The sequence below is a fragment of the Kineococcus sp. GCM10028916 genome (genome assembly GCF_042674865.1).
Lineage (GTDB): Bacteria > Actinomycetota > Actinomycetes > Actinomycetales > Kineococcaceae > Kineococcus.
In genome coordinates, this window is the sequence record NZ_JBHTFM010000016.1 from 139,701 (window position 1) to 163,013 (window position 23,313).

Sequence of the window (23,313 nt, forward strand, 5' to 3'; positions counted from 1 at the left end):
TGCGTCCAGCCCTGCGTCCCAGCGTCACCGCTCGCTCACACACCCCCTCGCGCTGCGTGCGGGGCGTGGTGAGAGGATCGCGACGGAGCAGTCGCCAGCACAGCCGACCTCAGGAGCATTTCGTGGCAGGTGCCGCCGAGCAGCAGTACGACGTCGTCATCCTCGGGGGAGGCAGCGGGGGCTATGCCGCCGCGCTGCGTTCCGCCGAGCTGGGCCTGAAGGTGGCCCTGGTGGAGAAGGACCTCCTGGGAGGGACCTGCCTGCACCGCGGGTGCATCCCGACCAAGGCCCTCCTGCACGCCGCCGAGGTCGCCGACACGACCAGGGAGTCGGAGACCTTCGGGGTCCGCGCCTCCTTCGAGTCCATCGACATGGCGGGCGTCAACAAGTACAAGGACGGCGTCATCGCGCGTCTCTACAAGGGTCTGCAGGGGCTCGTGAAGTCCCGCAAGATCGACCTGATCTCCGGGACCGGCAAGCTCGTCGCGAAGAACACCGTCGAGGTCGACGGTCAGCGCTACACGGGCCAATCCGTCGTCCTGGCGTCGGGTTCCTACTCCCGCAGCCTGCCCGGCCTCGAGATCGGCGGCCGGATCATGACCAGCGAGACGGCCCTCGGCCTGGACTCGGTGCCCGAGAAGGTCATCGTCCTCGGCGGCGGGGTCATCGGGGTCGAGTTCGCGAGCGTGTGGCGTTCCTTCGGCGCCGACGTGACGATCGTCGAGGCCCTCCCGCACCTGGTCCCCCTCGAGGACGAGGCGGCCAGCAAGGCCCTCGAGCGCGCGTTCCGCAAGCGCGGCATCAAGTTCTCCCTCGGCGTCCGCTTCAAGGGGGTCGAGCAGACCGACTCCAGCGTCGTCGTCACCCTCGAGGACGGCAAGACCTTCGACGCCGACCTCATGCTCGTGGCCGTCGGTCGCGGTCCGAACACCGCCGGCCTCGGTTACGAGGAACAGGGCATCACGATGGACCGCGGGTTCGTCCTCACCGACGAGCGCCTCGCGACCAACGTCGCCGGCGTCTACGCCGTCGGCGACATCGTCCCCGGCCTGCAACTGGCCCACCGCGGGTTCGCCCAGGGCATCTTCGTCGCCGAGGAGATCGCCGGCCTCGACCCGAAACCGGTCGACGAGCTCGGCATCCCGAAGGTGACCTACTGCGAGCCCGAGGTCGCCTCCGTCGGCCTCACCGAGGCCAAGGCCCGGGAGAAGTTCGGTGACGTCGACGTCCTCGAGTACAACCTCGGGGGCAACGGCAAGAGCCAGATCCTCGGCACCACCGGTTTCGTCAAGCTGGTCCGGCAGAAGGACGGCCCCGTCGTGGGCGTCCACATGGTCGGCTCCCGCATGAGCGAACAGGTCGGCGAGGCGCAGCTCATCGTGAACTGGGAGGCCTACCCCGAGGACGTCGCCGCCCTCGTGCACACCCACCCCACCCAGAACGAGGCCGTCGGAGAGGCGTTCCTGGCCCTGGCCGGGAAACCGCTGCACTCCCACTCCTGACCCGAACCTGAAACCCGCGGCGTCCTCCGGGCGCCGGAGAACGTCCGTGAGGAGAACCGAAGACATGTCGAACTCGGTGCAGATGCCCGCTCTCGGTGAGAGCGTGACCGAGGGCACCGTCACGCGGTGGCTGAAGTCGGTCGGTGACACCGTCGAGGTGGACGAACCGCTGCTGGAGGTGTCCACCGACAAGGTCGACACCGAGATCCCCTCGCCGATCGCCGGTGTCCTGCTGGAGATCCTCGTGCCCGAGGACGAGACCGCCGACGTCGGCGCCGACCTGGCCCGCATCGGTGAGGCGAGCGAGCAGGGCGGTGGGGAGTCCGCGCCCGCGCCGCAGGAGGAGTCGACCCCGGAACCCGCGCCGGAGCCCGAACCCGCGGCTGCGTCCGCACCGGCTCCGTCCGCCCCGGCTCCGTCTGCCGCGCCCCAGGCCGCTGCGCCTTCCGCCGGCTCCGGTGGTGGCGAGCCCGTCAAGATGCCCGCGCTCGGCGAGTCCGTCACCGAGGGCACCGTGACCCGCTGGCTCAAGGCCGTCGGGGACAGCGTCGAGGTCGACGAACCGCTCCTCGAGGTCTCGACCGACAAGGTCGACACCGAGATCCCCTCCCCGATCGCGGGCACCCTGCTGGAGATCCTCGTCGGCGAGGACGAGACCGCCGACGTCGGCGCCGACCTCGCCCGCATCGGCGACGCCTCCGCGCAGTCCTCGGCCCCGCAGGAGGAGACCCCCGCGCCGCAGGAGTCGCCGCAGGAGGAGTCCCTGGCCGACGAGGTCGCGGAGCGCGAGACCGCGCGGTCGCAGGCCGAGCAGGCCACCCAGCCCTCGACGCCGGCCGCCAAGGAACCCGAGGCCGCTCCCGCCCAGGAATCCGCTCCGGCACCCACCCCCGCTCCCGCTCCGGAGAAGCCGGCGGCTCCGGCCGCCGCCGAGGCCACCGGCGGCAGCACCTACGTGACCCCGTTGGTGCGCAAGATGGCCAAGGACCTCGGGGTGGACCTCTCCTCCCTCACCGGCACCGGTGTCGGTGGCCGCGTGCGCAAGCAGGACGTGCAGGAGGCCGCGGACAAGGCGGCGGCCGCCGCGAAGGCCGCCGCGGCCCCGGCCCCTGCGGCCGAGAAGCCCGCAGCCAAGCCCGCCGCGACGGTGGAGGTGTCCGCCAAGCGCGGCACCACCGAGAAGATGTCGCGCCTGCGCAAGGTCATCGCCCAGCGCATGAAGGACTCGCTGCAGAACTCCGCGCAGCTGACGACGGTCATCGAGGTCGACGTCACCCGGGTCGCCCGGCTGCGGGCGCGGGCGAAGGACAACTTCGCCGCGACCGAGGGTGCGAAGCTGACGTTCCTGCCGTTCTTCGTGAAGGCGGCGGTCGAAGGGCTCAAGCAGCACCCCTCGCTCAACGCCAGCATCGACGGCGAGAACATCGTCTACCACGGCACCGAGAACGTCTCGATGGCCGTGGACACCCCCAAGGGCCTGATCACCCCGGTGATCAAGGACGCCGGGGACCTCAACCTCGGCGGCCTGGCCCGCAAGATCGCCGACCTCGCCGCCCGCACCCGGTCGAACAAGATCACCCCGGACGACCTGTCCGGCGGCACGTTCACCATCACCAACACGGGCAGCATCGGGGCGCTCTTCGACACCCCGATCCTCAACGCCCCGCAGGTCGCGATCCTCGGGACGGGCGCGATCGTCAAGCGTCCGGTCGTCCTCACCGACGCCGAGGGGCAGGAGACCATCGCGATCCGCTCGATGATGTACCTGGCGCTGTCCTACGACCACCAGGTCGTGGACGGTGCGGACGCGGCCCGCTACCTGCAGACCGTGAAGAAGCGCATCGAGGCCGGCGAGTTCGAGGGCGACCTCGGTCTCTGACCCGACCCGTTCCGACAACCCCGTTCCCGCCCGGCGGGAACGGGGTTGTTCCTTTCCGAGAACCTGGAGTTCCACCGTGCGCATCCTCGTCAGCGGAGCCAGCGGGCTCATCGGCCGTCACCTCGTCGCGAAGTTGCGCAACGGCGGTCACGAGGTCGTGGTGCTGGTCCGTCGCCCCGAACGCGAACCGTCCGAGCTGCGCTGGGACCCGGCCACCGGAGACCTCGACCCGGCCCGCCTCGGCCGGATCGACGCCGCCGTCAACCTGTCCGGGGCCGGTGTCGGCGACAAGCGGTGGACCCCGAAGTACAAGGAACTCATCCTCCGTTCCCGCACCGAGACGACGTCCACCCTGGTGCGCGCACTCGTGGCCCTGGACGAACGCCCCGAGGTCCTGGTGAACGCGTCGGCGATCGGGGCCTACGGCGACGGCGGCGACACCGTGCTCACCGAGGCCGCCCCCCGCGGCGGGGACTTCCTCGCCGAGGTCGTGCGGGAGTGGGAAGAGGCGACCGAACCCGCTGCCGCAGCGGGGATCCGGGTCAGCCTGGCCCGCACCGCCCTGCTCGCCAACCCCGTCGGCGGCGCCTTCGGACAGTTGCTGACGCTGTTCCGCCTCGGTCTGGGCGGACCGATGGGCGACGGCCGCCAGTGGTGGAGCCTCATCTCCATGCCGGACGAACTCGCGGCGTTGGAGTTCCTGCTCACCCACCCCGTTCCCGGGCCGGTGAACCTCGCCACCCCGGAACCCGCGACGAACACCGCTGTCGTGAGCGCCCTGGGGGCGGCTCTGCACCGCCCCGCCCTGCTGCCCGTCCCGTCGTTCGCGCTGCGGATGGTGCTGGGCGAGTTCGCCGAGCAGATCACCGCGAGCCAGCGGGTGGTCCCGACCGCTCTGCTGGAGGCGGGGTTCACCTTCCGCCACCCCGACGTCGCCTCGGTCACCGGCTGGCTGGCGAACGCCTGAGCGTCACCCGACCGCGCTGATCCGCCACTCCCCCTCGACCCGGTCCAGGGTCAACCGGGACGTGCGCGGCGCGCTCTGCGGGACGCTCGTCCGAGCACCGTCCGCGGCGACGGTCTCGTGCGCCGACGTGACGACGTCGGCACTCAGGGCCCACTGCTCCCCCGTCCCGCTCTCGACCCGCACGTCGCTCACCGCGAACCCGAGTCCTGTCAGGGTGGTCCCCGCCCGGGCGAGGTCGTCGAGCACCGCCCGGTCCGCCGCGGCGGCGGACGACCCGGGGACGTCCACCCGGTCGAGCGCACCTGCCTCCCCCGAGGAGAGCGCGCTCGCCCGGCGGTCGGCGAGTTCGGTCACGACGGCGACGGGATCGACCCCCCGGAGGACGTCGGCGCCGGCGATCACCGCGGGGGCCTCCCCCACGGGCGCTGCCGGGGCCTCCCCCACGGGCGCTGCCGGGGTCTCCCCCACGACCGGCGCCGCGACGTCGGGCGCCGCAGGAGCGGGTGCCGCGAGGTCGGGCGCCGAGGCGGACGCGACCGGGGAGGCGGGCGCTGAGGGCCCGGAACCGTCGCCGCGCAGCGAGAGGGCGAACGCCCCCGCGCCCACGACGAGCACGACACTCCCGGCCACGAGGGGGAGCCGCGGGCCGCGGGTCCCACCGCCCGCCCGGCGCCGGGGCGGCCTCGCAGGAACCGCCCGGCGTCGAACGGTGGGCGTCGCGGGGCTCGGGCGCGCGCTGACCGGCGGCGGGGCCGCGACGGACAGCTGCCGGGTGGCTCCCGGCGGGGGCGGGACCACGGGTGCCGGGGTGCCCGGAACCCGCCGGGGCGCGACGGGTGCAGCGCTCGGCGTCAGACCCCGGACCGCCCGCGGACGGGACGCCGCGGACACCGCCGCGGCCAGCTCACCGGGCGTCGGACGACGGGACTGGCTGCGGTGCAGTCCTTCCTGCAACGCCGCGAGCACGACGGCGGAGGATCCGGGCGGCAGGTCCGCGGCCGCCCGCCGGACGGCCGACCGCGCGCCGAGCGTTCCGGCGCGGGTCGCCACCTCACCCGTCAGCGCCCACCACCCCAGCGCGGCGAGCCCGTAGACGTCCGAAGCCGCACCGACACCACCGCCGCCCAGAGCGGTGGGGTCGGCGAAACCGGGTGTCCCCAGGACGCTGCCGTGCTGGCGACCCAGAGCCCGCGAGACCCCGAGGTCGGCCAGCAGCGGTTCACCGCGGGCGTCGAGCAGGACGTTGCCGGGGGCGATGTCCCCGTGCACCACACCGGCCGCGTGCAGGTCCTCCAGGGCCGGGCCGAGCACCGAGAGCAGCCCGGAGACCTCACCGGCGCTGAGGCGCCGGCGCTGCGCCACCAGGGCCGCGAGCGACCCGCCGACCGCGAGGTCGAGGACCAGGACCGGTCGTCCCTCGGCGTCGGTGGAGATGTCGTGCACCGCCACGACCCGAGGGTGGCGGACCCGGCGCAGCATGGAGAGCTCGGCGAGGAGGTCCCCGGAACCCCCGGGGTGCAGGACCTTCAGCGCACGTTCGACGTCGTCGACGCCGGTGCCCGCCCAGACGACGCTGGAACCGCCGGCGCCCAGCAGCCGATCGATGCGGTAGCCGTCCACCACGGGGGCGCGGCGGCGGGGATCGTCCCCGAGCGCGGCCAGCGCCTCCCGCCGCCACTGCCGGGCGGGGGCCGTCTGCGTTCCGGGTCCTGTGCGCTCCACGTCTCAAGGGTGCGCTACGCCGGGGACTGCCGTGCCGGTTGTCCACAGGCTCGATAGGCTCTGCGGGTGACCGTCAGCACCACTTCCGATGCCTCCTCCCTCAGCCCGTACGGGACGGAGTCCCCGCACGGCTCGGGGCTGCGCTCCTCGGCCGAGGTCGTCGTCATCGGCGCCGGGCTCGCCGGCCTCGCGTGCGCCAAGCACCTCAGCGCCGCCGGGCTCGACGTGATGGTGGTGGACTCCGCCGACGCCGTCGGTGGCCGGGTGCGCACGGAGACGGTGGGCAGCTTCCGCGTCGACCGCGGGTTCCAGCTGCTGAACCCCGCCTACCCCGAGGTCCCGAAGGTCCTCGACGTGGACGCCCTCGACCTGCAGTCCTTCGACGCCGGAGTCGCCGTGCACCGCGGTGGCCGGGTCAGCACGCTGCGCGACCCCCGGCGCCACCCGACGGCCGTGCTGGACGCCCTGCGCTTCCCGCTCGGTTCGGTGAAGGAGAAGGCCGCCCTCGCGCGCTGGGTCCTGAAGGTCACCTCCGCCGGCGACCTCAAGGACCCCGACACGGGCTGGTCGGACGCGCTGGACGCGGCCGACGTCCACGGCGAACTGCGCTGGTCGATCCTCGAGCCGTTCCTGGCGGGGGTGCTGGGCGAGGTCGACGGGACCACGTCGCGCCGCTTCGTCGACCTGCTCGTCCGGAGCTTCCTGCGCGGGACCCCGGGCCTGCCCGCCCGGGGCATGCAGGCGGTCCCCGACCAGCTGGCGGCCGGGCTCCCCGCCGGGTCGGTCGTCCTCGGGACGGAGGTGCGCCACATCGGTCTCGCACCGCGTTCGCTGGTCGTCCAGACCGTGGCGGGCGGGGTGAACTGCGAGCGGATCGTCGTCGCGACCGACGCGCACACCGCCGCCCACCTGGTCCCCGAACTCTCGGTGCCCGACAGCAACGGGCTGTCGACGTTCTGGTTCGCCGCCGCGACCTCCCCCGCGCCGCAGTCGCGGGAGAAGCTGCTGCACCTCGACGGCGACCGGTCGGGCCCCGTCGTGAACTCCGCCGTCGTGTCGTCGGTGGCCCCCGGCTACGTGCTGGCCGGCAGCGACCACCGCGCGCTCGTCAGCGCCCAGACCCTCGGTACCGACACCAGCGCCGAGACGGAGCAGCGCGTCCGCGAGCAGCTCGGCCGGGTCTACGGCGTGAACACCGGTGCCTGGGCGCTGGTCACCGCGCACTCCATCCCGCACGCGCTGCCCGTGGTCGCGCCGCCCTTCGAGGGGCCGCAGCCGGTCGAGGTGGGCGACGGCGTGTTCGTCGCCGGGGACCACCGCGAGAACTCCTCCCTGCAGGGCGCGCTCGTGTCCGGTCGGCGCGCCGCGGACGCCGTGGTGTCGAGTGTGTTCGGCCGCAACGGGATCCGCCGTGCCGGCTGACCGCCCGACCATCGTCGCGACGTCGGGCGGTTTCACCCGCCGTGAGCGCGGCGGGCTGGACTGGGCGGGAACGGCGCACCTCGCCGTGGACCTCGCGAAGGTCCCCACGAGCCGGCGTCCCCGGCTCACCTACCTGGGCACCGCCGGTGGCGACCAGCGGACCTGGGCCGCCGAGGTGCACGCCGCCGGTGAACGGGCCGGGTTCTCCACCACCGTGCTCGACCTGTTCCCGATGCCCAGCGTGGAGGACCCGGCCGCGCAGTTGCTGGGTTCCGACGTCGTCTGGGTCGGCGGGGGTTCGGTCGCGAACCTCCTCGCCGTCTGGCGCGTCCACGAGCTCGACGAGGCGTTCCGCGCCGCGTGGCAGGCGGGGGTCGTCCTCGGCGGGGTGAGCGCGGGGTCGATCTGCTGGTTCCAGGGCGGCACGACCGACTCCTTCGGGACGGAACTGCGCGCCGTGACGAACGGACTGGACCTGCTCCCCTACGGCAACGGCGTCCACTACGACTCCGAGGCCCGTCGACGTCCGCTGGTCCACGAACTCGTGGGTTCCGGGGTCCTGGGCGAGACGCACTGCAGCGACGACGGAGTGGGACTGGTCTACCAGGACACCGAACTCGTCGAGGCCGTCACCGAGGTCCCCGGCAAGGGCGCCTACATCGTCCGGCGGGGCGAGGACGGCGTCGTCGAGACCCGCGTCGACCCCCGCCCCCTCTGACCCCCACCCGCGATCTCGCCGGGTCTCCCCGCAGGAGCGCGGGTCAGGGACGGGCGATGAACAGGTCCGCGGCGCGTTCGGCGACGGCGACGACGGGGGCCTGGGTGTTGCAGGTCGGGATCGACGGGAACACCGACGCGTCGCAGACGAACAACCCCTCCACCCCGTGCACCGCGAGGTCCGGCCCGACCACCGACCGCTCGTCGGTCCCCATCGCGGCGGTGCCGCTGGAGTGGAAGAACGTGTCGACGCTGCGGCGCACGAAGGCCACGGCCTCCGCCCGGTCGCGCGGGCGACGGTCCGGCGCCGCCGCTCCGGAACTCAGCGCCCGGTACCCCGAGGTCGCCATCAGGTCGAAGACGGTGTCGATCGACTCGACCAGCGCCTGCAGGTCGTCGGGTTCGGCGAGGTAGTTCGGCTGGACGTGCAGCGGAGCGCCGGGCTCCGCCGAGGTCAGCCGCACCGCACCGGTGCTGCGCGAGCCCATCAGCCCGGGCGACACGGCGAAGACGTCGCCGGACACGTCGTGGGCGGCGCGCACCTCGGGACCGGCGTGCGGCCCCTGCACGACGAACGCGTGCAGGTCCGGGCCCACCCCGGCCACGGAACTGCGCCAGTTCAGCATCGTGCCACCTCCGTTGTCCCGCACCGGGCCCAGCGGTTCGCGGGCCCGGAACACCATGCCCATGAGCAGCGGGTGGTCGGCGTAGCGGTCCCCCACCCCCGGCAGCGCGACCCGCGTCGCGAGCCCGAGCCGGGACAGTTCCGCGGGGTCCCCGATCCCGGACAGCGAGAGCAGCCGCGGGGTCTCCAGGGCACCGGCGGACAGCACCACCCGCTCCGCCCGGGTCGTCCGCAGTCCACCGTCCACGACGTGCTCCACCCCGACGGCGCGCAGGCCCTCGAACACGACGCGGTGCACCGGGGAGCCGGTGAGCACGTGCAGGTTCGGCCGCTCCAGCGCCGGTTCGAGGTAGCCCCGCGCCGTGCTCCAGCGTTCCAGGACACCGTCCGCGCGGCGGCGGGCGTTGAAGTTCGCCAGCGACGCCCCGAGGTTGTCGGCGGCGTTGGCGTCCTCGATCACGGGCAGCCCGAGTTCGCCCGCACCGCTCAGCAGCGCCGACGCGACGGGGTGCGGGTCCTTCGAGGTCTCGATCCGCACCGGGCCACCGGCTCCGCGGAACTCGCTCGCCCCGCCCTCCCAGTCCTCGCTGCGCCTGAAGTACGGCAACAGCGACGCCCAGTTCCAGCCGCTCGCTCCGCGACGTTCCCAGTCGTCGTAGTCGCTCGGGTGCCCGCGGTACCAGAGCATCGCGTTGATGCTGGAGGACCCGCCGAGCACCCGGCCGCGCGGGATCGGGATCGTCCGCCCGTCGACGAGGTCGGTGGGCGCGTGGACGTGGCGGTGGTCCAGGTCCCCACCGAGCAAGGACACCCAGCGACCGGCGTCGAGGACGTCGGCCAGCCCGCGGTGGTCGGGGCCGGTCTCCAGCAGCAGCACCCGGGAAGCCGGGTCGGCCGACAACCGGTTCGCCAGGACGCAGCCGGCCGCGCCGCCACCGACCACCACGTAGTCGTAGGTCATCTCAGTTGTGCTCGCTCGGGCCCATGATGGTGATGCCCTCGGTCGCCTCGACGTGGCGGACGAAGACGTACTTGTCCTCCCGGCCGTCGGAGTGCTTGCGCTTGATCCCCGGTTGCAGGATCCCGTCGGTCTTGGCGACGAGCACGTAGGGTTCGTCGGCCGCGAGTCCCGCGGCGCAGTGGGCGTCGAACTCGTCGAGGTCGCTGGTGACGAACGCCTTCTCCACCCCGCACCCGCGGGCGATCGCGGCGAGGTCCACGCGACCGCTGGCGGTGTGCGTCCTCGGACCGCCGATGGACTGGTACTGCTCGTTGTCCCACACCACGACGAAGAGGTTCTTCGGCTGCTCGTTGCCCAGGGTGGCGAGGATGCCGAGGTTGAACAGCAACCCCCCATCGGTGTCCAGGGACACGACCCGCCGGTGCGGCAGCCCGACGGCGAGGCCGAACGCCTCGGGGGTGACGCACCCGAGCTGCTGCTGGAAGAGGCTGGCGCTGCGCATGTGCGGGGCCGCGTCGTACCACTCGTCGACCGCCCCACCGAGGGACAGGACGACGAGTTCGTCCTGCAGGCGGGCACCCAGCCGGGCCATGCACTGGTAGCGGGACATCTTGGCCGTCGTCGTGGCGCTCATCGGACGATCCCTCCGCCCAGCACGACGGCCGAGTGGTAGTAGGCGTTGTAGGACCAGTCGTAGGAGTCGGTGATCGCGCGTTCGATCTCGCCGACCTCCCGCACGATCCGGTAGGGGGTGCGCAGGGCGTCGAGCAGCGGTTCCATGGTGATCCCGTGCGGGATGGCCCACCAGTTGTTCTCGCCGAGTTCCCCGCGGTAGCTCATGAGCATGATGACGGGGATCCCGGCACCGAGGCCCATCCGCGCGAGGTGCTCCGTCGCGGCCCGCAGCCCGGAGTTCTCCATGACCAGGGCGGCGCGCTTGCCGGAGAGGAACACCCCGCCGCAGATCGCGGCCCCCTCCCCCTCGTTGGTCACCTGGATGGTCCGGATGTCCGGGTCGGCGTCCAGGGCCGGGTAGAGCTCCTTGAGCAGGGAGTCGGGCAGGTACGCGACGACGCTGACGCCGGCCTTCTTCAGCCCGGCGATCACCGCCTCGACGGCTTCGGGGGTCATGCGCTCGTCTCCTCGGTCTTCGGGGGGCCGGGGAGCGAGAACCGGCTCCCCGGGTGGGTCGGTGCGAGCCGGCCACCGGGACGACCGGACAGCCTCTCGCGGAGCGTGGGACCGGAGGCTCCTGTCGTCGTGGGGCCGGAAGACTCGCCGAGCAGACCGCGGTCGCGCAGCAACGGCTGGACGAGCTCGATGAACTCCTCGTAGCACTCCTGCCCGCCGAACGTCGGTTCGAGCATCAACCCGTCGACGTCGCTGCCGGTGACGATGGCGGTCAGCTCGTCGGCGACCTCCGTGGGGGAACCGGTGACCTGGAACCCGCGGATCGCCTTCCGCCGGAAGTCGTCGAGGACGTGCCCGACGGTCGGGACGGGTTCGCCGGGCCGGACGAAGCGGTTGACCAGGGTCTGCCCGGAGTCGCTGGGCGGCAACGCCGTCAGCGGGGTCGTGGGGTCGACCTCGCGGAGGTCGAGGCCGGTGAAACCGGCGAACACGACGGCCGCGTCCCGCACGGCGAAGCAGGCGTCGAGCTCGGCGCGCTTCTCCCGCGCGGCGGCGGAGTTCTCCGCCACGGTCACGGTCACCCCGGTGACGACCTTCACATCGTCGGGCCGCCGACCGTGCCGGACGGCCTGGGCGCGGATGTCGGCGACGTGCGCCCCGGCCTGCGCGATCGTCTGGCCCTGGATGAGGACGGCCTCGGCGTTGCGCGCGGCGAACGCCCGGCCGCGGGCCGAGGTCCCGGCCTGGAACAGGACGGGGGTGCGCTGCGCGGAGGGGGCGACGGCGAACTGCCCCGACACCCGGAACGCGTTCCCGGAGTGCTCGGTGCGGTGCAGCCGGGCCGGGTCGGCGTACACGTTGGCGCCACGGTCCCGGAGTTCCGCACCGTCCTCCCAGCCGCCCTGCCACAACTGCAGGCACACGTCGACGAACTCGTCGGCGACGTCGTAGCGCGAGTCGTGCGTCCCCGACGCGGCCACGCCGAACAACCCGTCCGTCGTGGACTGCGACGAGCCGGTCACGACGTTCCAGCCGATCCGCCCGCGGGTGTAGTGGTCCAGTGACGCGAACCGCCGGGCCGTCGCGTAGGGGTGCTCGACCGTCGTCGGGGAGGTCACGACGAAACCCAGCCGCTCCGTCGCCATCGCCAGCGCCGGGATCGCGAGCATGGCGTCGAGCGCGGGGAACTGCAGGCCGTGCGCCGCGACCTCCGCAGGCAGCGATCCCTCGATCGTCGGGTAGCCGTAGGTGTCGGCGAAGAAGAGGAAGTCGAACCCCGCCCGGTCCAGCGTCCGGGCGAGCCGGATCCAGTAGCCCAGGTCGTCCCAGTCGTCACCGCGACCGCCCGGGTGGGTCCAGGTCGGCATGCCGTTGCTGGGGTTGATCATCTCGAACACCCCGAGGGCGATGCGCTTGCGTCGCGGGGTCACAGCAGCCCCACCACGGTCTTGGTCTCCAGGTAGTTCTCCAGGCCCTGCGGCCCGTTCTCGTACCCCCAGCCGGACTCCTTGTGCCCGCCCTTGGGCAGTTCGGGGCCGAGGTAGGAGTGGCAGTTGATCCAGACCGTCCCGGACCGGATCCGGTGCGCCACCCGGTGCGCGGAGCTGAAACCCTGCGTCCACACGCTGGCGGCGAGGCCGTAGCGGCTGTCGTTGGCCCAGGCGAGGACCTCGTCGAGGTCGTCGTAGGGCGTGACGGTGACGACGGGCCCGAAGACCTCCTCGCGCACGATCCGGTGGTCCTGCGCGACGCCGGTCACGACGGTGGGTTCCACGAACGTCCCGAGCGCGCCGCTGCGCCGTCCGCCGCTGACGACCTCGAGACCGTCCTCGCGCAGGTAGCCCTCGACGCGTTCGGCCTGAGCGGTGCTGACCAGCGGCCCGAGGTCGGCCTCGGGGTCGAGGCCGTGCCCCAGCCGCAACCCCCGGCCGAACGCGGCCATCCCCTCGACGAGCCGGTCGTGCACGTCGCGGTGGGCGTAGACCCGGGAACTCGCGACGCAGACCTGGCCGCCGTTGTCGAAGATGCCGCGGGAGATCCCTTCGACCGCCTCGGTGAGGTCGGCGTCGGGCAGCACGATGGCGGGTGACTTGCCGCCGAGTTCCAGGGTGAGGCGTTTGAGGTTCCCCTCGGCGGCACGGAGCAGCCGCTTGCCGACGGCGGTGGACCCGGTGAAGGCCACCTTGTCGACGCCGGGGTGCCCGGCCAGCGCCTGGCCCGCCTCGTGCCCGTAGCCGGTGAGGACGTTGACGACACCGGCCGGGAACCCGGCCTCGAGGACGAGCTCCGCGAGGCGCACCGCGGTGAGCGGGGTGTTCTCGGCGGGTTTGAGGACCACGGTGCAGCCGGCGGCCAGCGCGGGCGCCAGTTTCATGCTCGCCATGAGCAGCGGTGAGTTCCACGGCACGATGGCCGCGACGACGCCCACCGGTTCGCGGCGGGTGTAGGCGAGGACCTCGCGCCCGACGGGGGTGCGCGAGAGCGAGGTGGGGATCGTCTGGCCGAGGATCTTCGTGGCCCAGCCGGAGTAGTAGCGGAACTGGTTGATCGCGGCGGGCACCTCCCCGAACCGCGCGGTGCGCAGGTTCTTGCCCTGGTCGAGGACCTCCAGCTCGGCGAGCTGCTGGAGGTCGGCCTCCAGGAGGTCGGCGAGGCGCCACAACAGCTTGGCGCGCTCGGCCGGGGTCGTCCCGGTCCAGGCCGCTCCCTCCAGCGCGGTGCGGGCCGCGGCCACGGCGGCGTCGACGTCGCCGGCACCGGCCCGCGCGAGCTCTCCCAGGACCGCACCGGTGGCGGGGTCCGTCGTGCTGAACGTCCGGCCGTCGGCCGCGGGCCAGAAGGCGCCGTCGATGAGCAGTCCGTGCGGAGATCGGTCGAGGAACTCCCGGGTGCGGGTACCGGGGGCGGGAACGGTCACGGACGGTCCTTCCGGAGGGGGACGGAGAAGCACAGAGCACGCACAGTCGCGCCAGGGTGTTCTCGGGGGGAGGCCGCCCACAGTGGGGTTCTCACCCGATCCGAGGAGGACGCGCGATGAACCACACCCCCGGTGGCCCGCAGGACGACCACCGCCGCGACCAGCCCGTCGAGGGCACCGTGGTCCCCAGCGGTACGAGCCCGATCGGTTTCACCGGCTCCCCCGCCCTGGCCGCGACCGGTCCCTCGACCGGTCCCTCGACCGCGCCGGTCTGGCCGCAGAGCTACTGGGCCGCGACGCCGCTCGCTCCCGGCGGCGCGGCCCCCACCCGTCGCAGGCGCTGGATGCCGTTCGCGCTCACCGGTGCCGGACTGGTCCTCCTCCTCGGCGGCGGGGCGGGCGGCTACGCCATCGGGCACGCGAACGCGGGCGGTGTGGCGACGTCGCAGACGGGCCAGCTCCTCCCCGGCACGACCGGGCAGTTCCCCGGACAGCTCGACGGTTCCACCGGTCAGTTCGGTGCACCGCCGGACCTGAGCGACAGCTCGGGCGGGCAGCTGGACGGGACCACCGACGGGACCACGGACGGGACGAGTGGCGGGACCGACGACGGCACCACGACCTGAGGGCGACGTCGGGCTGTTCGACACGGTGCTCCTGTCCACGGGTGGGGGTACCACCAGTGAACTCCCCGGCACGCGGGTTCGGCCACGTGCGATCGGACGAAACCACCGGGCCACGGGCCCACCCTCCCGGTGCCTGCGACCACCAGGTTTCCGCGGTGTTTCGTCGGCGTTGCGACGAGCCGCGTGCGGAGTTCAGCCGTCCCCGGGGGCAGGACGGCACTGCAGCGCCAGGAACACGTCGACGCGGTCCCGGATCGTGGAGAGGTCGCGGCCGGTGACCTCCTCGATCCGGGCGATGCGGTAGCGCAGGGTGTTGGGGTGCACGTGCAGCGCCCGGGCGGCGTCCTGCCAGGACCCGCCGTGGTCGAGGAAGACCTGCACGGTGCTCACCAGGTCGGCGCCGTGGCGGCGGTCGTAGTCCTCGAGCTCGCCCAGGACGCCCACGGCGAAGGCCGCCCGGGCGGAGGCGGGGAGCATCCGCAGCAGCGACCGGTGGTCGCCGCCGGCCGAGGAGTCCAGCAGCACGACGGTTCCGTCCACCGGCCCGGGGCGGGCGTCGAACTCCCCGAGGCGCTCGGTGGCGACGGCCAGCGCGCTCGCCAACCCCCCGACCCCGGTCACCGGGTCGCTGGTGGCCACGACGAGGGTCCGCCCGCCGAGCAGGTCGAGGGGTTCGGGCAGCGCCTGCGTCAGGCGCACCCCCAGGCCGGGTGCGGCGGGAGGTTCCGAGAGCACGGCGGTGGCGGTGCCCGCGTGCAGCCCGACGGCGATCCGCACACCGTCGCCCGCACCGACCCGTCCCAGCAGTTCGACGAGGGCCTCGACCGGGAACTCCGCTCCGGAGGTGCGGGCGAGCAGGACCCGCAGAGGTTCCTGCGGGTCGAGCGCGGCCAGCCGGGACAGCGCGGCGACCTCCCCCCGGGGCAGGGACTCGTCGGTGGCGGCGGCGAGGAGCCCGGAGGTCCGCTCCCAGCGCGCCGTGCGGGACCGGTGGGCGAAGCGCAGTTCCGGGCGGAGCACCGCGGCGAGCGTGTCGAAGGCCCGGGCCGCCTCCGGGACGAGGTCCGCACCGGGGTGGTGGGCCACCAGCCGGGCCCGCGAGCGCGGCGGCCCGAGCGGCCACGACGTCACTCCGACGGACGGGGCCTTCCCGGCCCAGACGGCGACGACGAGCCCGGCGTCGAGGTCACCCGCGACCACCGGCACGGTGCCGTCGTCGTCGACCACCCAGCAGTCCACCCCGAACCGGTCCCGCACGAGGGCCAGTCCCCCGTCCAGCGCCCCGTCCGCGACGGTCTGCTGGATCCGCGCCGCGAGTTCCGCCGCGGGCGACGTCGCCGCCGGTGGACCGCCGACCCCCTCGACGACGGCCTGCACGACGGAACCGAAGGAGGCGCCCTCGGGCAGGGTCGCGACGACGAGCCCCTCGCGCCGGGCGACCTCGACGAGTTCGGGCGGGACCTCCCCGAGTTCCACCAGCCCCAGGACCAGTGCGGTCGCGCGGGCGCCCACCAGGGCGCGGACGAACCGCTCCACGCCGTCGGGGCGTTCCACCCAGAGACCGTTGGAGAGGACGACGGTCCCCGGACCGAGGAACCGCGACGGATCGGGCAGGTCGGTGATGAACGCGCCGGTGACCGGGAGTTCTCCCGCGGTGCCGCCGCCGACGACGACGCGCAGCCCGAGGGCGCGTACCCCGACCAGCTCCGACAGCTTCACGGGAGGCTCAGACCCAGAAACCCTCGTGCACCGCGGCGGCCTCGTCGGCGAGCGCCGGGCCGGCCACGCGCACGACACGCTGCCCGGCGTTGAGCACGGCGGCGCTGGAGAGGGCCATGGTCGGGTTCTCTTCGTGGTCCCCGGTGAGTTCGCCCAGCCGCGCCTCGCTCAGGGCGTGCACGACCCGGCCGATGCCCGACCAGTAGATCGCCCCGGAGCACATCGCGCAGGCCTCGGCGCTGGTGTAGAGCGTGAACTCCGCCAGCGCGGCGGAGCCGAAGGCCTGGAACGCGGCGCGGGCGAGCTTCAGCTCGGCGTGCGCGGTGCAGTCGCCGTCGGCGGGGACGCTGTTCTCCGACTCCAGGACGACGGCTCCGGACGGGTCGACGAGCACGGCCCCGAAGGGGTGCTGGCCGTTCTCGCGGGCCCGGCGCGACACCGCGATGGCGTCGCGCAGACGCGCGAGGTCGGTCCCGGTGACCGGGGTCTCGGGGGTCCCAGGAGCAGCGGTGCTCACGGCACGACTCCTTCCGGCTCGCCGTTCTCCGCGAGCCAGGCGCTGCGGCGGGCGAAGAGTCCGGGGACGGCGGTGTTCGCCCGGGCGATGACCTCGTGCAGGTCCGCCGTGAGGAGTTCCCCGCCGCGGACGACGACCTCCCCGGCGACCATCGTCAGGTCGACGTCGGACCCCCGGACGGCGTGGACGAGGTTGTGGTGGACGTTGGTGTAGGGACCCGCGGTGAACAGCGGCGTCATCCGCGGGGTGTCGAGGCGCACGGCGATGACGTCGGCCTGCTTGCCCGGTTCCAGCGATCCCGTGGTCTCGTCGAGCCCCATGGCGCGGGCACCGCCGCGGGTCGCCATCTCGAGGACCTGCCAGGAGTCCATGGCCGCCGCGTCGAGCGTGCGCAGCTTCCCGAGCAGGGACGCCACCTTCATCTCCTCGAACAGGTCGAGGTTGTTGTTCTCCTTCTCGCCGTCGCTGCCGATCCCGACGGCCACCCCCGCCTCGAGGAGTTCGGCGACGGGGGCGAAACCGCTCGCGAGCTTCATGTTGCTGACCGGGTTGTGCGAGACGCCACCACCGCGGGCGGCGAGGAGTTCGATCTCGGACGGGTCCAGCCAGACGGCGTGGGCCAGGACCGTGCGCGGGGTGTCGAAGAAACCCAACCGGTCGAGGGCGTGCACCGGCCGGGCGCCGTAGCGCTGCTGGAACTGCTCGATCTCGACCTCCGCCTCGGAGCAGTGCGTGTAGAGCCCCGTGCCGTACTCGTTGGCCAGGGCGATGGCGCGGCGCTGACCGGCCTCGTCGGCGTAGAAGGGGTGTTCGAGACCGACCCACGGCACGATGCGGCCGTCGGCGGCACCGGCCCACTCGCGCAGCATGCGCTCGTTGTCGTCGAGGGTGTCGAAGTAGTCGTGCTCGGGGTGGGCCCCGACGTAGTTCACGGTGACGAGGCGGTTCCCCAGCTGCGTGGCGGCCCGGGCGGCGCCGTCGAGGTAGCGCCACATGTCGACGACGGTCGTCGTGCCGGAGAGCAGGCCCTCGGCGTAGCAGAGCCACGCGGCCGCCTCGGCCTCCTCGGGGCGCAGCACCCGGTGCATCGGGTCGATGTGCAGCCGGAGCCACTCCCAGACCGGCAGGTGCTCGGCGGTACCGCGCAGCAGACCGGAGTGGTGGTGGGCGTTGACCAGACCGGGCATGAGGACCCGACCGGGCAGGTGCTCCACCGTGGCGTCGGGGTGAGCGGCCTGCACGTCCTCGGGCGTCCCGACCGCCACGATCGTCCGGCCGCTGACGGCAACGGCCCCGGGGGCGAGGATGCGGTGCCGCTCGAGACCGGCGCCCGCGAGCGGCACCACGACGTCGGCGGTGTAGGTGGTGGTGAGGGGCACGGGCACAGGGTCCCAGAACCGCCGGCGGGCGGGGACCCCGGGACCGCGCGTCGTACGCTGGCCCGGTGCGGGGACCGGAGCTCGGGGTGGCGGCGCTGCAGGTCGAGCGGGTCGCCCTGGGGTCGCACCCGGTCGACTACCGCGAAGCCTGGGACCTGCAGCGGACCCGGCACGCCGAGGTCGTCGCGGGTGATCGACCGGACACCGTCCTCCTGCTGGAGCACGCCCCCGTCTACACCGCCGGCAAGCGGACGAACTCCTGGGAACGCCCCGACGACGGAACCCCCGTCGTCGACGTCGACCGCGGTGGGCGGATCACCTGGCACGGACCGGGACAACTCGTGGGGTACCCGATCGTGCGGCTGCACGGGGCGCTGGACGTCGTGGGGTACGTGCGCCGCCTCGAGGAACTCCTCATCGCGGTCTCCGCGCGGTTCGGTGTCGAGGGCTACCGCGTGGTGGACCGCACCGGCGTCTGGACGGGAGCCGAACCGCTGGCTCCCGGGTGGCGTTCGGAGGGCAAGCTCGCCGCGATCGGGGTGCGGGTCGCGAAGGGGGTGACGATGCACGGTTTCGCCCTGAACTGCGACACCGACCTGCGGGGTTTCAGCCACATCGTCCCCTGCGGTCTGCCCGACGCCGGGGCAGCGTCGCTGAGCGCCCGGTCGGGGCGCCGCGTCGGCGTCCTCGACGCCGCGGACGTCGTCGAGGAACTCCTCCCCGCCGCACACCTCCCCGGCTGAGGGACCCCGGCGACGGGCTCGGACCGGGGGCTCGGACCGGGGCTCAGATGGGGAGCAGCTGGATGGCCGAACCCTTGGCGTAGCGGGCCTGCAGCGCGAGACGCTGCGAGGACGAGCTCGCGGCGTCGCGCAGGACGTCCCACATCTTGCGGTAGCGGGTCGCCCTCCAGCGCAACAGGTTCGCCGGCGGGTTGTCGGGGAAGAACGTGCGGTGGACGGCGGCGTAGTCACCGGTGCCGATCCCGTGACCGGCCGAGGCCTCGTGCAACCGGACGTGCAGGGACGGGGTCGCCACCTCCACGAACCGGCCACGCAGCAGCAGTTGCCCGAGGAGGACCTGGTCCGAGCACGGGTAGCTGCCGAGCTGGTCGGTCCCCCAGACGGCCTCGCTGCGGATCAGCCCGGACAGGTAGGCCAGCACCGCGATCGAGGAGCGGCCGTTGATCATGTCGAGGAACTGCGCCATCCGGCGACCCGGGTCCTCGTCCCAGCTGAACGAGGCCAGTTCCCGGCCACCGCGGGCGGGGCGCCCCTCGGCGTCGATGAGGTCCCAGGTCGGCACGGCGAGCACCACCCCGGGATCCGCCTCGAGGGCGGCGACGCAGTCCGCGAGGTTGGTGCGGTCGACGAGGTCGTCGGCCATCGCCCAGCGGAAGTACTTCCCGCGGGAGAGCTGGAACACCCGGTTGAAGTTCTTCGCGAGACCGATGTTCCTCGGGTTGCGCAGGTAGCGGACGCGGTCGTCGCGGGCGGCGAACCCCTCCGCGATCTCGCGCGTGCGGTCGGTCGAGGCGTTGTCGCAGACGATGAGCTCGAAGTCGGTGTACGACTGGTCCAGCAGGGCCTCGAGGGTCTGCTCGAGGTACGCCTCGCCGTTGTAGACGGGGACGCCGACGCTGACCGTGGGCGCATCCGCACGTTCGTGCTCCCGCACTGTGCCCTCCCACCGTGACCCGACCCCGGAACTCGGTGTCGACTGCTGCGAGGGTGCACCGGCCGGGACCGCCACCACAACTCTCACCTGGGGTGACACCGTCACCCCGGGCGGACCGTGCGTCATCCCTCCCGCCGTGTGGGGGAGGGACGACACCGGGGGGTCAGAGCTGGGGTGCGACCTCGGCGGCGATGAGCTCGAGGTGGTCGAGGTCGTCCAGGTCCCAGATCTGCAGGTAGATCCGTTCGACCCCGGCCTCGGCGTAGCGACCGATCGCGTCGACGACCTCCGCGGGCGTTCCGGCGAGCCCGTTCTGCCGCAGTTCGTCGGGGTCGCGGCCCTCCGAGCCGATGCGCCGCGCCCGGCGGGCCACCTCCTCCTCGTCCCGGCCGCAGCACACGACGAGGGCGGAGGAGTAGGCCAGCGAGGCGGGGTCGCGCCCCACGAGCGAGCACGCCTCGCGCACCCGGCCGAAGGCGGCGGCCGTGTCGGCCGGCGAGGAGAACCCGGAGTTGAACTCGGCCGCGTACTGCGCCGCCAGCGCCGCACCGCGCTTCTTCCCGGCCCCGCCGACGATGATGGGCGGCGGCGACTGGACGGGTTTGGGCAGCGCCGGCGAGCCCGTCAGCCGGTAGTGCTCACCGGCGAAGTCGAACGTCTCCCCCACGGGCGTCGCCCAGGACCCGGTGATGAGGGCGAGCTGCTCGGCGAAGCGGTCGAAGCGTTCCTTCAACGAGGGGAACGGGATGCCGTAGGCGGTGTGCTCCTCCTCGTACCACCCGGTCCCGAGGCCGAGTTCGACACGGCCGCCGGACATCTCGTCGACCTGGGCCACCTGGATGCCCAGCACCCCGGGGTGGCGGAAGGTCGCGGAGCTGACGAGCGTGCCCAGGCGGATCGAGGTGGTGTCGCGGGCCAGTGCGGCCAGCGTCGTCCACGCGTCGGTCGGACCGGGCAGGCCGGAGCCGCCCATCGTCAGGTAGTGGTCGGAACGGAAGAACGCCGAGAAGCCGGTCTGCTCGGCGGCCACGGCCACCCGTCGCAGGTCCTCGTAGCTGGCGCCTTGCTGGGGTTCGGTGAAGATGCGCAGGTCCACGCCCCGATCCTGCCGGGTGGCCCGGAGCCGAGCTCTGGCAGGGTCGGAGCATGGACGTCACGTTGCTGCCGGGCACCACCCGCACCCTCGAGCACCTGCTCGCCCGTGAGCAGAGCAGTTCCCGGTTGCCCTCGGTGGTGGCCGGTCTCGTGCGCGGCGGGAGCCTGGTCTGGAGCGGCGCCGCCGGGAGCACCGGGGTCGAGGCCCCCCTGGGCGCACGGGACACCCAGTACCGGGTCGGGTCGATCTCGAAGACGTTCGTCGCGGCGGCGGTGATGCGCGCCGTCGAGGACGGTCTCGTCGGTCTCGAGGACCCGGTGCGCGCGCACCTGCCCGAGCTCACCGACGGTGTGGGACGGGTGAGCGTCGGCCAGCTGCTCGGCCAGGCCGGCGGCGTGCAGGCCGAGACCGACGGGCCCTGGTGGGAGCGCACGGAGGGCGGCGACTGGGACTCCCTCCTCCCGATCCTCGGCGCCTCCGCCGTGCGGCACCGCCCGGGCACCCGCTTCCACTACTCCAACGTCGGTTTCGGCGTCCTCGGCGAGCTCGTGGGACGGGTCCGCGACAGCACGTGGCGCGACGTCGTCGCGACCCAGTTCCTCGTCCCCCTCGGCATGTCGCGCACCTCGATGCGCCCGCAGGCCCCCGCCGCCCGCGGTCTGGCCGTGCACCCGTGGGCCGACGTCGTCCTGCCCGAACCCGAGCACGACGCCGGCGCGATGGCCCCCGCCGGGCAGATCTGGTCGACGGTCGCCGACCTCGCGCGCTGGGCGGGCGTCGTCGCCGGCACCTCGCCGGTGCTGCGGCGCGACACCGTCGAGGCGATGTGGGAACCGCAGAGCGTCGACGACGCCCGCGGGGGCCCCTGGTCGGTCGGCTACGGCCTGGGGTTGCAGCTCTGGAACGTCGAGGGCCGCCGCCACGCCGGCCACTCCGGGTCGATGCCGGGGTTCGTGGCCATGCTGCGCGTCGACGTCGAGACCGGGGACGCGGTCATCGCCCTGACGAACTCGACGTCGGGGTTCGGGGACCTGCCGAGCCGGTTGCTGTCGACCCTCGCGACGCAGGAACCGCTCTCCCCCGCACCGTGGGTCCCGCGGGAGGTCCCCGCCGACGTCCTCGAGCTCGTCGGGCCCTGGTACTGGGGACCCACGCCGCTGCTGGTCCGCGCCACGAGCGACGGCTTCGAGCTGGGGGGCATGACCGGGCGCGGGCGGGCGTCCCGCTTCGTCCCCGCCGGCGAACCCGGGACCTGGCGCGGGCTGGACAACTACTACGCGGGCGAACTGCTGCGTCCGGTCCGCGGGGCCGACGGCGCCGTCGGCCACCTGGACCTGGCCAGCTTCCGCCTCACCCGCACCCCCTACGACCCCGGGGCCGACGTCCCCGGCGGGGTCGACCCCCGGGGGTGGGCGCCTCGCGGGTGAGGCCGACGTAGGCTGGTGGGCGTGACTCTCGCACCGGAAGGACGGCGGATGCTGCGCATCGAAGCGCGCAACGCCGAGACGCCGATCGAGCGGAAGCCGTCGTGGATCCGCACGAAGGCCCGCACCGGTCCGGAGTACACCGAGCTCAAGGGCCTGGTGAAGTCCGGCGGACTGCACACGGTGTGCGAGGAGGCGGGCTGCCCCAACATCTACGAGTGCTGGGAGGACCGCGAGGCCACCTTCCTCATCGGGGGCTCCGAGTGCACCCGGCGCTGCGACTTCTGCCAGATCGACACCGGCAAGCCCTCGCCGCTGGACCGCGACGAACCGCGCCGCGTCGCGGAGTCGATCGCGACGATGGGGCTGCGCTACGCCACGATCACCGGCGTCGCCCGTGACGACCTGGCCGACGGCGGCGCGTGGCTCTACGCCGAGACGATCCGCCAGACCCACGCGCACAACGAGGGCACGGGCGTGGAGATCCTCGTCCCGGACTTCAACGGCCGCCCGGACCTGCTCCAGCAGGTGTTCGACGCCCGGCCCGAGGTGTTCGCGCACAACGTCGAGACCGTCCCGCGCATCTTCAAGAGCATCCGCCCGGCGTTCCGCTACGACCGTTCCCTCGACGTCATCACCCAGGGCCGCGACGCCGGCCTGGTGACGAAGTCGAACCTCATCCTCGGCATGGGTGAGACCGACGAGGAGGTCCTCGAGGCGCTCGCCGACCTGCACGGTGCGGGCTGCGACATCATCACCATCACCCAGTACCTGCGGCCGACCCCGCGCCACCACCCCGTGGCGCGGTGGGTGAAGCCGGAGAAGTTCGTGGAGTTCTCCGAGGCGGCCGAGCGCCTCGGCTTCTCCGGGGTCATGGCCGGTCCGCTGGTGCGCTCGTCCTACCGGGCGGGCCGCCTGTGGGCGCAGGCGATGAAGAAGCGCGGTGTCGCCCTCCCCGAGCAGCTGGCCCACCTGGACAAGGAGAGCCCTGCCGCACAGGAGGCCTCCAGCCTGCTCGCGCGCTGATCCCGG

The 23,313-nt window shown here is 73.4% G+C and carries 20 protein-coding genes; 9 read left to right on the plus strand and 11 right to left on the minus strand.

The window, feature by feature from the left end; translation table 11 throughout:
- Window positions 1-122: 122 nt before the first annotated feature.
- The 3 genes from lpdA (at window position 123) to ACFQ46_RS14495 (ending at window position 4,348) form a co-directional block, all read left to right on the plus strand.
- Window positions 123-1,502, plus strand: coding sequence for a dihydrolipoyl dehydrogenase (gene lpdA, locus ACFQ46_RS14485; RefSeq protein WP_380260108.1), 1,380 nt, complete (start codon window positions 123-125; stop codon window positions 1,500-1,502).
- Window positions 1,503-1,566: 64 nt separating this feature from the next.
- Window positions 1,567-3,381, plus strand: coding sequence for a 2-oxoglutarate dehydrogenase, E2 component, dihydrolipoamide succinyltransferase (sucB, locus tag ACFQ46_RS14490; RefSeq protein WP_380260436.1), 1,815 nt, complete (start codon window positions 1,567-1,569; stop codon window positions 3,379-3,381).
- 76 nt (window positions 3,382-3,457) lie between these two features.
- The gene (locus ACFQ46_RS14495) at window positions 3,458-4,348 is read left to right on the plus strand and encodes a TIGR01777 family oxidoreductase (protein WP_380260109.1); all 891 of its coding nucleotides are present in this window, start codon (window positions 3,458-3,460) and stop codon (window positions 4,346-4,348) included.
- A 3-nt stretch (window positions 4,349-4,351) separates the two neighbouring features.
- Here ACFQ46_RS14495 and ACFQ46_RS14500 read toward each other — a convergent pair whose 3' ends face one another.
- A complete protein-coding gene (locus ACFQ46_RS14500; protein ID WP_380260110.1) occupies window positions 4,352-6,070 on the minus strand; it encodes a protein kinase in 1,719 nt (572 codons plus the stop codon).
- Between the two features lie 66 nt (window positions 6,071-6,136).
- Here ACFQ46_RS14500 and ACFQ46_RS14505 point away from each other — a divergent pair, with 66 nt between their 5' ends.
- The gene (locus tag ACFQ46_RS14505; protein ID WP_380260111.1) at window positions 6,137-7,492 is read left to right on the plus strand and encodes an NAD(P)/FAD-dependent oxidoreductase; all 1,356 of its coding nucleotides are present in this window, start codon (window positions 6,137-6,139) and stop codon (window positions 7,490-7,492) included.
- A complete protein-coding gene (locus tag ACFQ46_RS14510) occupies window positions 7,482-8,210 on the plus strand; it encodes a Type 1 glutamine amidotransferase-like domain-containing protein (RefSeq protein ID WP_380260112.1) in 729 nt (242 codons plus the stop codon). Before ACFQ46_RS14505 ends, ACFQ46_RS14510 begins: the two co-directional genes overlap by 11 nt.
- Before the next feature lie 43 nt (window positions 8,211-8,253).
- Here the strand turns inward: ACFQ46_RS14510 and ACFQ46_RS14515 are convergent, their stop codons facing one another.
- The 5 genes from ACFQ46_RS14515 to ACFQ46_RS14535 are packed head-to-tail and all read right to left on the minus strand — an operon-like array spanning window position 8,254 to window position 13,843.
- Complete coding sequence (locus ACFQ46_RS14515; protein WP_380260113.1) at window positions 8,254-9,795, minus strand: GMC family oxidoreductase; 1,542 nt, start codon at window positions 9,793-9,795, stop codon at window positions 8,254-8,256.
- Window position 9,796: 1 nt separating this feature from the next.
- Window positions 9,797-10,429, minus strand: coding sequence for a thiamine pyrophosphate-dependent enzyme (locus ACFQ46_RS14520; protein ID WP_380260114.1), 633 nt, complete (start codon window positions 10,427-10,429; stop codon window positions 9,797-9,799).
- Window positions 10,426-10,926 carry a thiamine pyrophosphate-binding protein gene (locus ACFQ46_RS14525; RefSeq protein ID WP_380260115.1) on the minus strand — a complete coding sequence of 167 codons (501 nt, stop codon included), beginning with the start codon at window positions 10,924-10,926 and terminating at the stop codon, window positions 10,426-10,428. Before ACFQ46_RS14525 ends, ACFQ46_RS14520 begins: the two co-directional genes overlap by 4 nt.
- Complete coding sequence (locus ACFQ46_RS14530; RefSeq protein WP_380260116.1) at window positions 10,923-12,356, minus strand: NtaA/DmoA family FMN-dependent monooxygenase; 1,434 nt, start codon at window positions 12,354-12,356, stop codon at window positions 10,923-10,925. Before ACFQ46_RS14530 ends, ACFQ46_RS14525 begins: the two co-directional genes overlap by 4 nt.
- Window positions 12,353-13,843, minus strand: coding sequence for an aldehyde dehydrogenase family protein (locus ACFQ46_RS14535; RefSeq protein ID WP_380260117.1), 1,491 nt, complete (start codon window positions 13,841-13,843; stop codon window positions 12,353-12,355). The genes ACFQ46_RS14530 and ACFQ46_RS14535 overlap by 4 nt, the downstream gene beginning before the upstream one ends.
- 116 nt (window positions 13,844-13,959) lie before the next feature.
- On the opposite strand from ACFQ46_RS14535, the gene ACFQ46_RS14540 reads away from it, so the two are divergent.
- The gene (locus ACFQ46_RS14540; protein ID WP_380260118.1) at window positions 13,960-14,469 is read left to right on the plus strand and encodes a hypothetical protein; all 510 of its coding nucleotides are present in this window, start codon (window positions 13,960-13,962) and stop codon (window positions 14,467-14,469) included.
- 192 nt (window positions 14,470-14,661) lie between these two features.
- On the opposite strand, the gene ACFQ46_RS14545 is transcribed toward ACFQ46_RS14540, so the two are convergent.
- From ACFQ46_RS14545 to ACFQ46_RS14555, 3 genes are read right to left on the minus strand one after another with little or no spacing between them, the layout of a single operon-like run.
- Entirely contained in the window at window positions 14,662-16,188 is a 1,527-nt protein-coding gene (locus tag ACFQ46_RS14545) for a PucR family transcriptional regulator (RefSeq protein ID WP_380260119.1), read from the minus strand.
- 7 nt (window positions 16,189-16,195) lie between these two features.
- A complete protein-coding gene (locus tag ACFQ46_RS14550) occupies window positions 16,196-16,705 on the minus strand; it encodes a nucleoside deaminase (protein WP_380260120.1) in 510 nt (169 codons plus the stop codon).
- The gene (locus ACFQ46_RS14555) at window positions 16,702-18,084 is read right to left on the minus strand and encodes an amidohydrolase family protein (RefSeq protein WP_380260121.1); all 1,383 of its coding nucleotides are present in this window, start codon (window positions 18,082-18,084) and stop codon (window positions 16,702-16,704) included. The genes ACFQ46_RS14550 and ACFQ46_RS14555 overlap by 4 nt, the downstream gene beginning before the upstream one ends.
- 95 nt (window positions 18,085-18,179) lie before the next feature.
- On the opposite strand from ACFQ46_RS14555, the gene lipB reads away from it, so the two are divergent.
- The gene (gene lipB, locus ACFQ46_RS14560; RefSeq protein ID WP_380260437.1) at window positions 18,180-18,827 is read left to right on the plus strand and encodes a lipoyl(octanoyl) transferase LipB; all 648 of its coding nucleotides are present in this window, start codon (window positions 18,180-18,182) and stop codon (window positions 18,825-18,827) included.
- 43 nt (window positions 18,828-18,870) lie between these two features.
- Here lipB and ACFQ46_RS14565 read toward each other — a convergent pair whose 3' ends face one another.
- Window positions 18,871-19,761, minus strand: coding sequence for a glycosyltransferase family 2 protein (locus ACFQ46_RS14565; RefSeq protein ID WP_380260122.1), 891 nt, complete (start codon window positions 19,759-19,761; stop codon window positions 18,871-18,873).
- A 163-nt stretch (window positions 19,762-19,924) separates the two neighbouring features.
- On the minus strand, window positions 19,925-20,857 hold the full coding sequence (locus ACFQ46_RS14570; protein ID WP_380260123.1) for an LLM class F420-dependent oxidoreductase: 933 nt from the start codon (window positions 20,855-20,857) through the stop codon (window positions 19,925-19,927).
- 50 nt (window positions 20,858-20,907) lie between these two features.
- Here ACFQ46_RS14570 and ACFQ46_RS14575 point away from each other — a divergent pair, with 50 nt between their 5' ends.
- On the plus strand, window positions 20,908-22,284 hold the full coding sequence (locus tag ACFQ46_RS14575) for a serine hydrolase domain-containing protein (RefSeq protein ID WP_380260124.1): 1,377 nt from the start codon (window positions 20,908-20,910) through the stop codon (window positions 22,282-22,284).
- Between the two features lie 21 nt (window positions 22,285-22,305).
- Window positions 22,306-23,307: a lipoyl synthase gene (gene lipA, locus ACFQ46_RS14580; RefSeq protein ID WP_328295597.1), complete on the plus strand. Its 1,002-nt coding sequence runs from the start codon at window positions 22,306-22,308 to the stop codon at window positions 23,305-23,307.
- The last annotated feature ends 6 nt before the right edge of the window (window positions 23,308-23,313 follow it).

Bases quoted from the DNA above. Each gene is read 5' to 3' on its own strand.
- ACFQ46_RS14525 (WP_380260115.1), bottom strand. From the start codon at position 10,926: ATGACCCCCGAAGCCGTCGAGGCGGTGATCGCCGGGCTGAAGAAGGCC.
- ACFQ46_RS14520 (WP_380260114.1), bottom strand. From the start codon at position 10,429: ATGAGCGCCACGACGACGGCCAAGATGTCCCGCTACCAGTGCATGGCC.
- ACFQ46_RS14515 (WP_380260113.1), bottom strand. From the start codon at position 9,795: ATGACCTACGACTACGTGGTGGTCGGTGGCGGCGCGGCCGGCTGCGTC.
- sucB (WP_380260436.1), top strand. From the start codon at position 1,567: ATGTCGAACTCGGTGCAGATGCCCGCTCTCGGTGAGAGCGTGACCGAG.
- ACFQ46_RS14575 (WP_380260124.1), top strand. From the start codon at position 20,908: ATGGACGTCACGTTGCTGCCGGGCACCACCCGCACCCTCGAGCACCTG.
- ACFQ46_RS14540 (WP_380260118.1), top strand. From the start codon at position 13,960: ATGAACCACACCCCCGGTGGCCCGCAGGACGACCACCGCCGCGACCAG.